Below are 15190 nucleotides of genomic sequence, written 5' to 3'. Positions count from 1 at the left end.
CGCGCGGGCCGTCCGCCCGGCGCGTCCGGTGTGACCCACGTGACATCGTCGTGCGCTAGGGTGCGTCCACGCCGACGCGGGGGACGGAAGGACGCGCTGCTGCCATGTCCACCCTGCCCTCCACCCGTGAGAGCGCTCTCGCCGACCTGCGCGCCGCCGTCGCGCACCTGCACCCGGACGACCCCGCCGAGCTCGTCGCGATCGCCGACGACCTGTGCGCGCTCGGCACCCCTGCCGCTGCCGTCCCGTTCTACGAGGAGGCCGCGGCGAGGGAGGTCCCCGGGGCGCTCTACCGGCTCGGCATCGCCCGGTACGACGCGGGCGACGACGTCGAGGCCTTCCGCTGCTTCGAGCTCGCGGGCCTCGCCGGGGACGCCCACGGGGCGTTCATGGCCGCCCAGGTCGCGCACGAGCGCGGGGACCTCCACGCGGCTCGCCGCTGGTACGAGCAGGCGGAGGGCGTCGACGGCGCGTCGGAGCGTCTCGCGCAGGTCCTCGCCACCCTCGGGGCCGGGTCGGGCGAGCCCTCCGGCGCCGGCGCCGGCGCCGGGGCGGGCGGGGCGTTCGGCGCCAGGACGGCCGGGCCGCCTGGCGGGACGGCCCGCGAGGACTGGGAGACCGCCGTCGAGCAGGCGCGGTCCGGGTCCATGGGGCCCGACGCCGCCGTCGGGCTCCTCGAGTCGTGGGCCGAGGCCGGGGAGCCCCGGGTCGCGCCGGCGCTCGCGGACCTGTACACCCGCGCGGGTCGCCTCGCCGACGCCGAGGACCTGCTGGAGCAGGCGGCGCTCGTCGGCGACGCGGCGTCGGGCACGGCGCTCGGCGTCCTGCGGCTCAAGGCCGGCCGCGTTCCCGAGGCGATGGACCTGTGGCGCGACGCCGCGGACCGCGGCGACCAGGACGCGGCGGAGCTCCTGACGCGGTTCGGCTGACGCCCCGGCCCCGGCGGCTCGGGGCACGACAGAGGGTGTGCGGGTGGTCTCCCCACCACCCGCACACCCTCTTCCCCGGGGCGGCCTGCGCTGCGACGGCCTCAGAATCGTCGCGCGGTCCTGGGTCCCGCCCCTGTGGCCCGCCGTTCGCGGCGAGCGGTCCGGTGCGTCACACGAGCCAGCGGTTGCGGCGGACGACCGGGAGGTTCTTCCAGACCTTGCCCAGACCGAGCACGTCGCCTCCGCCGATCAGCGCGAGCGCCACGATCGTCAGCGCCATCGTGAGGTGGTCGTCGATGATCGGGTTCGTCTCGAGCGGCAGCGCCGCGAGGTACATGAAGACCAGGAGCAGCGAGCCGCTCACCGCGGCGATGCGCATCCCGATCCCGAGGACCAGCGCGAGCCCGATGCCGAGCAGGCCGATCATGAACAGCCAGTCGGCCCAGACCGCGCCCGCCATGCCGTTGAAGAACCCGGCGAACGGACCCTCGACGCCCGACAGGAAGCCGGTCGTGGGGCTCCCGCCGTTGACCCAGGCCCTCTCGGCCGGCGTCGCGAAGCCGAGCCCGAACGTCTTGTCGAAGAATGCCCACAGGAAGTAGAACCCCAGGGCGATGCGCAGCACGCCGAGCACGACCTGCGCAGGCCGGCTCGCTCGTGCGGCGAGGCTGAGGGTCTCGGGCGTCGTGCCCTCGACCGTCGTGAGCGGTACGTTCACGTCCCGCTCGGTCGTCCCCGTCATCGTCGTCCCCTTCTCGTCGACCCGGTCCCTGTGGCCGGGCTCCTCGATCTCCATTCCACCGTGTGGAGGAGTCGTGGACGCCAGGAGAAGGTCGCGCGACGGCGGGACCTAAGACCTTTCGTGGGGACGAGGACGTGGCGTCGGGCGCACGCCGGCGCTCAGCCGGTCGACGAGTCCAGCCCGGCACGCAGCTCGTCCACCTGCGCCCGCAGGTCCTCGAGCGACTCCCGGACGGCCGCGTCCGCGTCGGAGAGCGACGACGCGACGGCGTCGAGCTGGTCGGACGCCGCGTCGAGGCGCTCCTCGGCGTCCGCGAGCCGCTGCTCGGCCTCGGCGCGCTCGGCCTCCGTGGCCGACGCCGCGTCGTCGACCGCGCTCCGGGCCTCGTCCGCCGCGTCCTGGGCGGCGGTGACGGCCTCCTCGGCGCGGGCGCGCGCGTCGTCGGGCAGCGAGCCGAGGTCGTCGGTGAGCGAGCGGACGTCCTCGCCGATCGTCTCGGCCTGCGAGCGCGCGTCCTCGAGCAGCTGCTCCAGGCCGTCGCCGGTGAGGGTGAACTCCGGGACGGAGACGGAACCGTCGTCGGCGCAGGCCGTGAGCGCGAACGAGCCCGCCACGGCGACCGCGGCGAGCGCGCCGCGCGATCTTGACCAGGGATGACGCGCAGATGAACTCATGGGTTCGATTCTCCTGTCCGATCGTGACCACATGGTGAGGGCCGTGGGGACGCGGTGTACCGTAATCGGACGAGGCACTGCGGCGGTCCGACATCGCAGCGCCGGGCGCGACGACGCGTGCGACCGGGCATCACCATGCACGACCAGGACCGCACGGTGCGACACGTCAGCGCGTACGAGGGAGTCACGGTGGGCACGGAGACGCACAGCGAGGACGCGGGCGACCGCGCGCTGCCCGCCTCGTCGAGCCGGGCCCGCACCGTCTCTCAGGTTCTCATCTCGTCCGCGCTCGGCATCACGCTCGTCGCGGCGCTCGCGAGCAGCGCCCAGCCCCAGCAGGGTGCGTCCTTCTACGCGACCCCCGTGTCGACCGCCGCCGAGCCGGTCGCGAGCGTGCTCGGCACCGGGCTCGACGAGTCCCAGCAGCTCGACGGCGCCATCGAGGTCCTCGCGACCGCGAACGCGCTCGAGTCGGGTGTCGTGAGCCCGTCCATCGAGCAGGCACGGTCCGAGCTCGGGATGCTGCTCGCGACCTACCTCGCACAGCAGGACGCCGCACGCCGGGTGCCCGTGCAGGTCGTCCCCGAGGACGAGCTCGACCTCGACTCCTCGCTCGACGAGCCCACGCTCCCGGGCCTGCCCGACCCCCTCGCGCCGCCCGCGGACGACCTGGACGGCGACGCCCCGCTGGAGGACGCGCCCCCGGAGGACGCGCCCCCGGAGGACGCCCCGGCCGGCGACGCCCCCAGGACGGCGGTGCCGAAGAAGGACGCGCCCGACGAGAGCGCGCCGGACGACGAGCCTGCCACGCTCGCCTCGTCGACCCCCGCCCCCGTGCCGACGCCCAGCGGCTCTCCCTCGGGGACGCCGACCGACGTCCCGTCCGACCTCCCGACCGACGTCCCGACGGACCTCCCGACCGGGCCGTCGAGCGGCTCGGACGACGCGCCGTCGGGCACCGAGCAGCCGGACGGCTCGGGTGAGCGAGTGCTCCCCGAGGACGCCGTGCCCGCGCCGGACGGTGTCGCGCCCGGCGAGCTCGAGGGCGACGACGAGGACGGCGAGGGCGACGACAGCTCCGGCGACGGGGACGACGACGGCGCGCACCACGACGAGGACGGCCACGACCACGGAGCGGTCACGCTCGACGACGTGGTGGTCTCCGCCACGCACCTCGCCGACCTGCTCGGCACGACGACCGCGTTCCCCGAGGTCGACGTCCTCCCGGCGGACGGCATCGACCCGGCGACCGGAGCGCGGGTCGGGTCCACGCTCGCGGACCGCCTCGCCGAGGTCGTCGCGAAGTACGCCGGCTCCACGGCCGAGTACGAGAACGGGCGCATCCCCGCGAACGTCCTGTGCGACCTGTCGTTCGCGCCCGGCCAGTCGCTGCGGTGCGACGCCGCGGAGCAGCTCGAGGCCCTGGCCGCCGAGTTCGAGAAGGCGTTCGGGTACGCGCTGAGGATCACGGACTCGTACCGGCCGTACGAGGACCAGGTGCGGCTCAAGGCGATCAAGCCCTACCTCGCCGCGGTGCCCGGCACGTCCCAGCACGGGTGGGGGCTCGCGATCGACGTCGGGGGCAACGTCCCGTCCGGGACCTCCGCCGAGTACGTGTGGATGCGCACGCACGCACCCGACTACGGGTGGGACAACCCGTCGTGGGCCCGGCCGAACGGGTCGAAGCCCGAGCCGTGGCACTTCGAGTTCTTCGGTGCGGGCGCGATGCCGGACCGGTACACGCCGGCCGAGACCACGACCCCGGCCCCGAGCCCGTCGCCGAACCCCGCGCCCGGGCCCAAGCCCACCGCGCCGCCGGCACCCGCGCCGACGCCGACCCCGAACCCCACGCCCACGCCCACTCCGACGCCGCCCCCGACGGACCCGCCGACCGAGCCGACGCCCGACCCGACGGACGAGCCGACGTCCTCCCCGACGTCGATCCCGACGGAGTCGCCGACAGAGGGCGCGACCGAGGCGCCCTGACCCGGCCGCGCGAAATTCCCGTGACGTCGGGACGTGCGCCGCGTAGCGTCGTCCCCGATGTGATCCTCACCTGCCCCGACCGGCCCGTCCGTCCTCGCCCGAAGCCGGCCCACGCCCCGTCGCGTGGAGCCCCGGGCACCCCTCGGCAGGTGATCCCATGAATCCCGTCCTTCGTGCGTCCGACATCCACATGTCCTACGACGGCCGCGCCGTGCTGCGCGGAGTCGACCTCGCCGTCGACCCCGGCCACCGCGCCGGGCTCGTCGGGGAGAACGGCGCCGGGAAGTCCACGCTCCTGCGCGTCCTCGCGGGCACGACCGCCGCGGACTCCGGCACGGTCGAGCGCCCTCCGGACCTCGGGTTCCTCCACCAGGAGTTCCCGTACCCGCCGTCGACCACGGTGCGCGCCGTCGTCGACGACGCGCTGGCGGAGGTCCGGGCGATCGAGGCCGCGCTGGAGGCGGCGGCCGTCACCCTCGCGAACGTGTCGGGGCCACAGGTCGCCCCGGCGACGCCGTCGACCGACAGCCCTGGCACGCGTGAGCGCGACGCCGAGGCCGCGTACGACCGCGCACTCACGCGCGCCCAGCTGGCCGACGTGTGGGACGCCGACGCGCGGGCCGCACGCACGCTCGCCGGGCTCGGGCTGGACGTCGAGGGGGTCGCGGACCGGCCCGTCGGGACGCTCTCGGGCGGGCAGCGCACACGGCTCGGGCTCGCCGCCCTGCTCGTGCGGCAGCCGGGGGCGCTCCTGCTCGACGAGCCGACGAACCACCTCGACGACGGCGCCGCCGAGTTCCTCGCCGCCGCGCTGCGCGCCCTGCCCGGTGCCGTCGTGCTCGCGAGCCACGACCGCGTGTTCCTCGACGAGGTGTGCACGGAGATCCTCGACCTCGACCCGTCGGCGGCGCCGCACCGCGGGGCGTCGGGGGACGGCGCGTCGTCGGGCATCACGGCCTACGGAGGCACCTACAGCGACTACCTCGAGGCCAAGCGCGTCGAGCGCGAGCGCTGGGAGCAGCAGTTCGCGGCGGAGCAGGCGGAGCTCGCCGAGCTGCGCCGGTCCGTCGCGGTGACCGCGCGCGACGTCAGCAAGAACCGCGAGCGGGGCAACCAGGCGAAGATCCTCTACGACTTCAAGGGCGAGCGGGTCCAGAGCCAGGTCTCGCGCCGCGTGCGCAACGCCCAGCTGCGCCTCGACACGCTCGACCGCGAGCAGGTCCGCAGGCCGCCGCCGCCGTTGCGCTTCGCGCCGCCCGCCGCGGCGTCGCGGTCCGCGCGCGGTGAGGCGCTCGGAGGTGACCTCGCGGTGTGGGCGCGGGACGTCGTCGTGCGCCGGGACGGTCCGGTGCCGCCGGGGGAGCGGGCCGCCCGGCTCGACCTCGCCGCGTCCGGCGCGCGGTCGATCGAGGTCGCGCGCGGCTCGCGCCTCCTGGTCACGGGTGCGAACGGGGCCGGCAAGTCGACCCTGCTGCACGTCCTCGCGGGGGACCTCGTGCCCGACGCCGGATCGGTGGGCCGGGCGAAGGGAGTCCGGGTGGGGCTCCTCGAGCAGGACGTCCACCTGCACGACGACGCCCGCACCCCGCGCGAGCTCCTCGCCCTCGTGCAGGGCGTGGCGGAGGGGGAGGATGCGCGCGACGCTCGGGTGGACGCGCACGGGCTCGTCGCGCCGCGCGACCTCGGCCGTCCGCTCGCGGACCTGTCGGTCGGGCAGCGACGCCGGGTCGTCATCGCGATGCTCGTGTCGCAGGCGCCCGACGTGCTCCTGCTCGACGAGCCGACGAACCACGTCTCGCTCACGCTCGCGACCGAGCTCATGGAGGCGGTCGAGGACTGGCCGGGCGCCGTCGTCGTCGCGTCGCACGACCGGTGGCTGCGGCGGCGGTGGACGGGCGACGTCGTGCACCTCGCCTGAGCCCTCGGCCAGGGACCCCCGGTGCGGCGAGCCGCCCGCCCGACCGTAGGGTCGGGGCATGGACAGCACGCTCCCGGTCCCCGCCAACGCCTGGAAGCAGGTCGTCGCGTCGCTCGCGGACGACGGGCGGCTGCGCCTGTTCGGTCGCGTCGTCGTCGAGGCGCCCGCGGAGGCGGACCTGACGACCGACGACCGGCGTCGGCTCGCGCCGCTGCTCGCGGCGGGCGTCGTGGTGCGCGACGACGCCGGGGTGCTGCGGGCCGACGCCGGCCGGTTCGCGGCACTGCTCGCGGGCGCGTCCGCACCGCAGGAGACCGGTCCGGAGCGGTTCCTCAGCGAAGGCCGCCTCGTGCGCAGCCCGAAGCGCCTGCGCGACCGGCAGCTCGTCGTGCGGTACCTCGCGTCGCAGGTGCTGCCGCTCGAGGAGCCGGTCACCGAGCTCACGTTGACGAAGCGGCTCGCGGAGCGTGCGGTGGACCCCGTGTCGCTCCGGCGCTCGATGGTCGACGCCGGCCTCGTGCATCGCACGCGCGACGGCGCCGAGTACTGGCGCACGGTCGTCACCGAGTTCGACGACGTGTGACGCCTCCCCGGTGAACCCGGGACGTCAGCCGCGGGGGACCCAGCGGACGCCGAGCTCGTCCTGCGTCGGGGCGCTCCCCGGAAGGCGTCGTCCGTCGCTGGCGGACGCGCGCAGCCCCGCGAGCTGCAGCTCGAGGTACCGACGGCGCAGCGCGGCGACGCGGTCGGGGTCGCCGAGACGGACGGCCGCGAGCTGCTCGTAGACCATCGGCAGGTCGGTGTCGTCGACGTCGGCACGCACGACGCCCGCCTGCTGGGCGCGCCGGAGCACGGTGCCTGCGAGCTCGCCGGCCTCGACGGCGAGCTCGCGGTGCTCCGGTGTCGGCGTGAAGCGGCCCGCGAGCTGCACGGTCAGGGAGTGCACGTCCGCGTCGACGATGCCTCGCAGGAACGTCTCGAACGACTCCCACGGGTCCGTGACGTCGAGCGCCCCGCGGGCGACCTCGACGAACCGGCGCAGCCCGTCGAGGCACAGGGTGGCGAGCAGCGACTCCTTGCTCGGGTAGCGGCGGTACAGCGCGCTGATGCCGACGCCCGCGGCCTGCGCGACGGCGGCGACCGGCGCGTCGGGCTCCGCGACGAACACGTCGCGCGCCGCCGCGAGGATCGCGGTGTCGTTGCGGGCGGCCTGGGCGCGCCGTCCGCTCAGCGCCGGGCTGCTCTCGGTCGTCATGAGCACGACCATAGCACTTGTGCGGAACGGAACGTTCCCCTACTGTGGAGTAGAACGGAACGATGTATTCCGTTCCTGGCGATCGGACCCGACCGCCGGAGGGCAGCGCCCGGACCTCGGAGGAACCCATGACCACGTACACCGACCCGACGGCAGTGATCGACCGCGCCCACGCCGCGCTGCGGCAGGTGGTCGCGGCGCTCTCCGCCGACGACCTGGCGCTCCCCACCCCGTGCGCGGGCTGGACGGTCGCCCACGTCCTCCAGCACGCTGCGGGCGACCAGCGGGCCTACGTCGCCGCGCTCACGGGGGAGGGCGGGCCGACGGAGGACCCGTTCGCCCCCTCGGGTGAGCTCGCCGGGAGCCCGGGCGAGCTCGTCGAGCCGGCTCTCGCCGCGTCCGCCGCCGCGTTCGCGCTCGTCGAGCCCGGCAGCGAGGTCTCCACCCCGCTGCCGATCGGGCCCGTGCCCGCGCTGTCCGCGGCCGGCGCCGCGGCGATCGACGCGGCCGTCCACGCGTGGGACGTCGCCGTCGCCACCGGGCAGGACTCTCCCCTCGACGACGACCTCGCGGCGTTCCTGCTCTCCGTCGCGCCCCCGCTCGTCGAACCGGTCCGGCCCTACGGCGTGTACGCGGCGGCGCTCGACGCCCCCGACGGCGCGGACCCCGGCCCGGCCGACGCGCTCCTGCGCTACCTCGGCCGCGACCCAGGCTGGACCGCGGTCGTCCCGACCCGGATCGAGATCCCCCAGGCCGACCTGGACGACGTCCGCGAGCGTCTCGCGCGCACGCGCTTCACCGACGCGCTCGAGCCCGACGAGGGGTACGGCACGAGCGTCGCGTCGGTCCGCGAGCTCGTCCGGTACTGGCTCGAGGACTTCGACTGGCGCGCGCTCGAGGCCCGCCTCAACGCGTACCCGCAGGTCGAGACGGTGATCGACGGCCAGCGCGTGCACGCGCTCCACGTGCGCTCGGGCCGGCCGGACGCCGTCGGGCTGGTCCTCACGCACGGCTGGCCGGGGTCGGTCGTCGAGTACCTCGACGTGATCGAGCCGCTCACGGCGGCCGGGTACGACGTCGTCCTCCCCTCGATCCCGGGCTTCGGCTTCAGCGGTCCGACGACGGAGGCCGGCTGGGACAACCGGCGCGTCGCGCGCGCGTGGGTCGAGCTCATGCGCCGCCTCGGGTACGAGCGGTACGGCGCGGTCGGGAACGACGCGGGGTCGATGATCTCGCCGGAGGTCGGGCGCCTGGACCCCGAGCACGTCGTCGGCGTGCACGTCACGCAGCTCTACTCGTTCCCGTCGGGGGACCCGGCCGAGATGGCCGACCTGAGCGAGGAGGAGCAGGCGGCGCTCGCCCACCTCGGCTGGTTCTGGGAGAACCTGGGCGGGTTCAACGTGCTGCAGTCGCAGCAGCCGCAGACCCTCGCGCACGCCCTCGCCGACTCCCCGGCCGGGCTGCTCGGCTGGAACTCCCAGCTCATGGGCGACGTCGGCACGGCGTTCGTCGTCGCCAACGCGGCCGTGTACTGGTTCACCGGGACGCAGGGGTCCGCGCTGCGGATGTACCGCGAGAACGCGCTCGCCCAGCAGCGCGCGGGGGTGCCCGAGGGCGGTGGTGGGGAGCCGTCGGGCCCGACGACCGTCCCCATCGCGCTCGCCCAGGCCACGGGCGACTTCGCGTCGATCCGTCGCTTCGCCGAACGGGACCACGCGGACATCCGGCAGTGGACCACGTACGAGCGGGGCGGTCACTTCGCGGCCCACCTCGAGCCGGAGCAGACCGCAGGCGACGTCGTGGGGTTCTTCGACGGGCTCTGATCCCCACGACGCGGACGGGCCGCGTAGGGTCGGGTGGCATGGGCAGCGAGCGCGCCGAGGCGGCGCTGGAGGCGTCGGGCATCGACCACACGATCACGCGGCACGGACCGGTCTCCTCGCTCGAGGAGGCCGCCGCGGCGCGCGGCGTGGACCCGTCGCGGGTCCTCAAGACGATCGTCGTGCGGCGCGCGGAGGACGACTACCTCTTCGTCCTCGTGCCCGGCGACCGGCAGATCTCGTGGCCGAAGCTGCGGGCGCTGCTCGGCGTCTCGCGGCTCTCGATGCCCGACAAGGAGGTCGCACGCGACGTCACCGGGTACGAGCGCGGCACGATCACGCCGTTCGGCGCGACGCACGCGTGGCCGGTCGTCGCAGACCTGCGCGTCGTCGCGCTCCCTGACGGGGACGAGGTCGACGTGTCCGGGAACGCCGCGGACTCCGGGGACGGCGTCGGTCAGGTGTCGATCGGTGCGGGCGCGCACGGCGTCGCGGCGACCGTCGACGGTGCGGCGCTCGTCCGCGCGCTGGACGCACAGGTCGCCGACGTCACCGACCCCGCGTAGCCTTCCGGGGCCGTGACCGGCGGTGCCCCGCGTCCTCGTCGGGTGCCTCGCCCCGGTCCTCGCACTCCGGCGGCCTGTGGACGTCTCGCGCAGATCCGTCCTGGCGGGCGCGCACGGGGTGGTGTGCCGGCCGCGACAGGTGCAGACTCAGGGTGCTTCGGCCGCGGTCGTCCGTGCGGGACGTCACCCCACCGTGCACCCTTCGGGGAACAGGGGTCGTCCTCCGGGCGTTGGACGTGGTCGGGGCAGGGGCGCGACAGCAGTCGGTTCGAGAGACGGTGGAGCTGGGACGCATGGAGACAGTCAGCGTGATCGACCGCGCGAACGGGATCACCTACGCGCCGCACGAGGGCGGCGTCGTCGTGACGATGTGGGGCGAGGTGGACGCCGCGCTCCGCGACCGGGCGAGCGAGGCGATGTCGTACGTCCTCGACACGCGCGGGCCGGTGACGGTCGACGTCGCCGGGGTGACGTTCATCGACTCCTCGGGCATCGCGTTCATCATCCAGCTCTACATGCTGGGCGAGGAGGACGGCCGCGCCGTCGAGCTGCGCGACCCGTCCCCGAGCATCGTCGAGCTGCTCGAGATGATCGGCATGGGCGGGCGCATCCCCGTGGTCCGCAGCGGCGCGACGACCGGGCCGACCGAGGTCGTCCGCGTCGGCTGACGCGCCGCGACCGGTCTGCGCCGGCCGGTGTCCCGCCGGCCTCCCGGACGGTGTCGGTGCGTGCGGCTACGGTCGCACCATGCGGTTCCTGCACACGTCCGACTGGCACCTCGGGCGCACGCTCCACGGGGTCGACCTCCTGGAGCACCAGGCCGCGTTCGTCGACCACCTCGTCGAGCTCGTCCGTGCCGAGCGGGTCGACGCGGTGCTCGTCGCCGGAGACGTGTACGACCGGGCCATCCCGCCGGTGGAGGCGGTCTCGCTCCTGTCCGACGCCGTGGCGCGCCTCGCGGAGCACGCGCACGTCGTCCTGACACCCGGGAACCACGACTCCGCGGTCCGCCTCGGCTTCGCCGAGCAGCTCCTGCGGCCGGGCGTCCACCTGCGCACGCGGGTGCCCGACGTCGGGGCTCCGGTCGTCCTGGCGCCTCACCCGGGGAGCCGGACGGGGGCGGGCGACGGGACGATGCTCGTGTACGCCCTGCCCTACCTCGACCCCGACGCGGCACGGTCCGTCCTCGCGGACGACGCGTCGAGCCCGCTCGCGCGGTCCCACGAGGCCGTCATGAGCGCCGCGATGCGCCGGGTGGGCGGGGACCTCGCCCGACGTCGCGCGAGCGGGTTCGTAGGCCGGGCGGTCGTCATGGGCCACGCGTTCGTCGTGGGCGGGCTGGTGTCCGAGTCCGAGCGGGACATCCGGGTCGGTGGCGTCGACGCGGTGCCCGCCGGTGCGTTCGGCGGGTGGGGCCTCGACTACGTGGCGCTCGGCCACCTGCACGGTCCGCAGCGCGTCGTCGTGCCCGAGGTCGCCCGGGACGCGCCCGGAGAGGCCGGCCCCGTCGCGGGTGCCGCGGCGCCCGTCGCGCGGTACTCCGGGTCGCCGCTCGCGTTCTCCTTCTCGGAGGCGCGCCAGCGCAAGTCCACGGCCCTCGTGGACGTCGGACGGCTGGGGGAGTCGGGCGACGACGCGGTCCAGCTCGTCCCTGCGCCGGTGCCCCGTCGGCTGGCGGACCTCACGGGGACGCTCGACGACCTGCTCGGCGCCGCGGGGGAGAACCACGTCGACGACTGGCTGCGCGTCGTCGTCACGGACCCGGTGCGTCCCTCCGAGCTCTACGCGCGCGTCAGGGGGCGGTTCCCGCACGCCCTCCAGGTGACGCACCGTCCGCCGCGCCCGGCCGAGCGGGAGACCGTGACGGCCGTCGGTGCGGGGCACGACCCGCTCGACGTCGCGCGCGACTTCGTCGAGCACGTCTCGGGTCGCGCGCCGTCGGACGCCGAGGTCGTCGTGCTGCGCGGCGCGCTCGAGGACGCCCTCGCCGCGGACCGGAGCGCCTGATGCACCTGCACTCCCTGACCTTCCAGGCGATCGGACCGTTCCCGGGGCAGCACCGCATCGACCTCGCGACGCTCGGCGCGTCGGGCATCTTCCTGCTCGACGGACCGACCGGGTCGGGCAAGTCCACGATCATCGACACGATCGTCTTCGCCCTCTACGGCAAGGTCGCGTCGGAGGCGACGAGCGACGACCGGCTGCGCTCGGCCTTCGCGGCGGGGGACGTCGAGTCGTTCGTGGACCTCGTGCTCGAGGTCCCGGGCGGCGTCTTCCGCGTGCGCCGGACCCCCGAGTACCGCCGCCCGAAGAAGCGCGGCGAGGGCATGACGACGCAGCAGGCGTCGGTCCGGTTGTGGCGGCTCCCGGCGGTGCCGTCCTTCACGGACGAGGACCCGCAGGGCGAGCTGCTGTCGGCCCGGCTCGACGAGGCCGGGGCGGAGATCCAGCGTCTCGTCGGTCTCGACCGGCGCCAGCTCGTGCAGACGGTCGTGCTCCCGCAGGGGGAGTTCGCGAGCTTCCTGCGCGCCGAGCCCGAGAAGCGCCGCGACCTGCTGCAGAAGGTCTTCGGCACCGAGGTCTACGAACGGGCCGCCGCACGGCTCGGCGAGCTCGCGCGGGCCGCCCGTGCCCGGACGGACGTCGCGCGGCAGGGCGTCACGGGCGCCGTCGAGCACTTCACCGGGGCGGCGGGCCTCGCCGTCGACGCCGCGCACGAGCTGCGGGAGGCCGCCCGCGACGACGCGTGCCTGCGCCGGGCGACACCGGACGACGTCGACGCGCTGCTGGCCGGTGGCGTCGCGGACGTGGACGCGGACACGGATGCCGGGTCGGTCGTCCCTGCGGCGGCCGAGCCAGCCGAGGAGGCGACCGCCCGCGCCGGGGTGCACGCGCTCGCGCTGGCGCGCGCCCGGCGTCGCGAGGCGGAGGCGGACGAGCTCGTGGCCGCCGAGCTCGTCGCGAACGAGGCGCTCGTCGTCGCGCGCGACCGCCTGGAGGTGGAGCGGTCGACGGCCGCGGCGCTCGACCGCCGCGCCGCGCTGCGCGCCGAGCGCGCACGCCTCACCGAGGCCGAGCCGCGGGTCGCGGAGCACCGGCGGCGGCTCGAAGCGGCAGCACGCGCGGCGGTCGTCGCTCCTGCGGCGCGGAGCGCGGTCGCCGCGGCCCACGCCCTCGGGGCTGCGCTCGAGCGCGAGGAGCTCGCGCGTGCCGGCGTCCCCGCGGGGCTCGCGGGCGCTGACGAGAGCACGCTCGAGGCAGTGCGCTCCGACCTCCTGACGGCGACCGTGCGCGTGCAGCGGCTCCTCCCCGTCGGCGCTGCCCTGCCGGCGCGCGAGCGCGAGCTGGCCGACGGCCGCAAGGACGTCGAGCGCGCCGCCGAGGAGCGGCACCGCGTGCTGGCCGAGCGTGCCGGCCGTCCCGCTGCGCGGGACGCGCTCCGGCAGCGCGTCGTCGTGCTCGGCGAAGCAGCGGGCCGGCTCGGCGAGCTCCAGGAGCGCGCCCTGCGGGCGCGCGCGGTCGCGACCGCGGCGGCGGACGCCGAGGCGCTGGACGCCGAGCTGGCCCGCGCCCTCACCGACCGGGCGAGCGCCGCCGAGCGCGCGCGCGACGCCGTGGAGGTCGAGCGGCGCGTGCGCACCGCGCGCATCGCCGGGATCGCGGGCGAGCTCGCCTCCGGCCTCGGCGCCGCGGAGCCGTGCCCGGTGTGCGGCTCGCCGAAGCACCCCCGACCCGCCACGCGGACCGACGACCACGCGACGCCGGCCGACGTCGAGGCGGCCGAGGCGGCGCGCTCCGCGGCCGAGGCCACGCTGACCGACGTGTCCGGCCGGGTCGTCGCGCTCACCGAGCGCCGCGACGCCCTGCGGCACGCGGCAGGAGGCCTCGACGCCGGCACGGCGCGTGAGCGGGTCGCAGCCGTCGAGGCCGAGGCCGAGGTCGCGCGGGACGCGGCGGTCGAGCGCGCGGCCGCCGAGCGCGCGCTCGACGAGCACGACGCGGTCACGGCCGCGCTCCAGGAGCAGGCCGCGGCGCTGGCCGAGGCCGTCGCGGCGGGGACGTCCCGGCTCGACGAGCTCGCCGCTGCCGTCGACGCCGACCGGGCGGAGATCGCGCGCGAGACCGCCGCCGCGCTCGCGCTCGTCGACGGGCCCGTCGGGGCGGACGCGCCGGCCGGGTCGGACGGTGCACGGGCGACGGACGGGCCGGGGCGTGCGGACGGCACGGAGACGGCGCTCGACGGCACCGGGGCGCGCAACCAGGTCGCCGTGCTCGCCGCGCGACTGGCCGAGCGCGTCCGGTCCGTCGCCGCCCTCGCCGAGGCGCACGCGGCGGTCGCGGTCGCCCGGCGCGACGTCGACCGGCGGGACGCCGAGGTGGCGGACCTCGTGGCCCAGGGCGGTTTCGCCGACGCCGCGGACGCGCTCGCCGCCGTGCTCGAGGGCGCGGACCGGACGCGGCTCGAGCACGAGGTGTCGCAGCACGCGGCGGCGCTCGCGATGCTCCGCGCCGGGCTCGCCGAACCGTCCGTCGCCACGCTCGCCGAGGACACGACCGCGGACGTCGACGCCGTCCGGGCCGCCGTCGCCGAGGCCGAGGAGGCGGCGCGGGCGGCGACGCGACGGCACGAGTTCGCCGCGCGGCAGGCAGCGGCTGCGGCGGACGGGGCCGACGCGATCGGCTCCGCGGTCGACGTGTGGCACGCGGCCCGCGCCGACGCCGCGCCCGTGACCCGGATGGCCGCGCTCGCGGCCGGCACGGGCAGCGACAACGTCCAGGCGCTGTCCCTCGCGACGTTCGTCCTCGTCCAGCGGTTCGAGGACGTCGTCGCCGCCGCGAACGACCGCCTCGCGGAGATGTCCTCGGGACGCTACGAGCTCGTCCGCAGCGCGACGCGCGAGGACGTGCGGTCGCACCGCACCGGTCTCGCGATGAAGGTCCTCGACCACGTGACGGAGCGCTCGCGCGACCCGCGCACCCTCTCGGGCGGGGAGACGTTCTACGTGTCCCTGTGCCTCGCTCTCGGCCTCGCCGACGTCGTGACCGCCGAGGCGGGCGGCGTCGAGCTCGGCACGCTGTTCGTCGACGAGGGCTTCGGGAGCCTCGACGCGGAGACGCTCGACGTCGTGCTGGGGGCTCTCGGGCGGCTGCGGGCAGGGGGACGGGTCGTCGGCGTCGTCTCGCACGTCGAGGCGCTCAAGCAGGCCGTCGCGGAGCGCGTCGAGGTCCGGCGTGCGCCCGGGGGCGGGAGCACCCTCGCCGTGCGAGCGTGAGACGAGGCAGGAGCACCGGACGACGAG

General features: G+C 76.1%; 12 protein-coding genes. 9 read left to right on the top strand and 3 right to left on the bottom strand.

The features are described from left to right. Positions 1-104: 104 nt before the first annotated feature. A complete protein-coding gene (locus NFS20_RS15475; RefSeq protein ID WP_251152703.1) occupies positions 105-929 on the top strand; it encodes a tetratricopeptide repeat protein in 825 nt (274 codons plus the stop codon). A 169-nt stretch (positions 930-1098) separates the two neighbouring features. Here NFS20_RS15475 and NFS20_RS15470 read toward each other — a convergent pair whose 3' ends face one another. Both NFS20_RS15470 and NFS20_RS15465 read right to left on the bottom strand, forming a co-directional pair. After that, positions 1099-1671: a DoxX family protein gene (locus NFS20_RS15470; RefSeq protein ID WP_251152702.1), complete on the bottom strand. Its 573-nt coding sequence runs from the start codon at positions 1669-1671 to the stop codon at positions 1099-1101. A gap of 158 nt (positions 1672-1829) precedes the next feature. Continuing rightward, positions 1830-2345: a hypothetical protein gene (locus tag NFS20_RS15465; protein WP_251152701.1), complete on the bottom strand. Its 516-nt coding sequence runs from the start codon at positions 2343-2345 to the stop codon at positions 1830-1832. A gap of 189 nt (positions 2346-2534) precedes the next feature. Here NFS20_RS15465 and NFS20_RS15460 point away from each other — a divergent pair, with 189 nt between their 5' ends. The 3 genes from NFS20_RS15460 to NFS20_RS15450 all read left to right on the top strand — a co-directional run bounded on the left by NFS20_RS15460 (position 2535) and on the right by NFS20_RS15450 (position 6832). Further along, complete coding sequence (locus NFS20_RS15460) at positions 2535-4331, top strand: M15 family metallopeptidase (protein WP_251152700.1); 1797 nt, start codon at positions 2535-2537, stop codon at positions 4329-4331. Between the two features lie 157 nt (positions 4332-4488). Beyond that, a complete protein-coding gene (locus NFS20_RS15455; protein ID WP_251152699.1) occupies positions 4489-6249 on the top strand; it encodes an ABC-F family ATP-binding cassette domain-containing protein in 1761 nt (586 codons plus the stop codon). A 58-nt stretch (positions 6250-6307) separates the two neighbouring features. Beyond that, entirely contained in the window at positions 6308-6832 is a 525-nt protein-coding gene (locus NFS20_RS15450; RefSeq protein WP_251152698.1) for a DUF2087 domain-containing protein, read from the top strand. A gap of 24 nt (positions 6833-6856) precedes the next feature. Here the strand turns inward: NFS20_RS15450 and NFS20_RS15445 are convergent, their stop codons facing one another. After that, entirely contained in the window at positions 6857-7504 is a 648-nt protein-coding gene (locus tag NFS20_RS15445) for a TetR/AcrR family transcriptional regulator (RefSeq protein WP_251152697.1), read from the bottom strand. Positions 7505-7632: 128 nt separating this feature from the next. On the opposite strand from NFS20_RS15445, the gene NFS20_RS15440 reads away from it, so the two are divergent. The 5 genes from NFS20_RS15440 (at position 7633) to NFS20_RS15420 (ending at position 15163) form a co-directional block, all read left to right on the top strand. Beyond that, entirely contained in the window at positions 7633-9327 is a 1695-nt protein-coding gene (locus NFS20_RS15440) for a TIGR03086 family metal-binding protein (RefSeq protein WP_251152696.1), read from the top strand. Between the two features lie 38 nt (positions 9328-9365). After that, positions 9366-9890, top strand: a complete 525-nt coding sequence (locus NFS20_RS15435; RefSeq protein WP_251152695.1) for an aminoacyl-tRNA deacylase — start codon at positions 9366-9368, stop codon at positions 9888-9890. A gap of 293 nt (positions 9891-10183) precedes the next feature. Then, positions 10184-10558, top strand: a complete 375-nt coding sequence (locus NFS20_RS15430; RefSeq protein WP_251152694.1) for an STAS domain-containing protein — start codon at positions 10184-10186, stop codon at positions 10556-10558. A 79-nt stretch (positions 10559-10637) separates the two neighbouring features. Further along, positions 10638-11897 carry an exonuclease SbcCD subunit D gene (locus NFS20_RS15425; RefSeq protein WP_251152693.1) on the top strand — a complete coding sequence of 420 codons (1260 nt, stop codon included), beginning with the start codon at positions 10638-10640 and terminating at the stop codon, positions 11895-11897. Beyond that, positions 11897-15163 (top strand): AAA family ATPase, encoded by a 3267-nt coding sequence (locus NFS20_RS15420; protein ID WP_251152692.1) that lies wholly within the window; start codon positions 11897-11899, stop codon positions 15161-15163. The genes NFS20_RS15425 and NFS20_RS15420 overlap by 1 nt, the downstream gene beginning before the upstream one ends. Positions 15164-15190: the final 27 nt, after the last annotated feature.

It is taken from the genome of Cellulosimicrobium sp. Marseille-Q4280, from assembly GCF_943181405.1.
Classification (GTDB): Bacteria; Actinomycetota; Actinomycetes; order Actinomycetales; family Cellulomonadaceae; genus Cellulosimicrobium.
The sequence above is the reverse complement of the archived record's forward strand: the minus strand, read 5'-3'. Positions and strand labels throughout refer to the sequence as shown.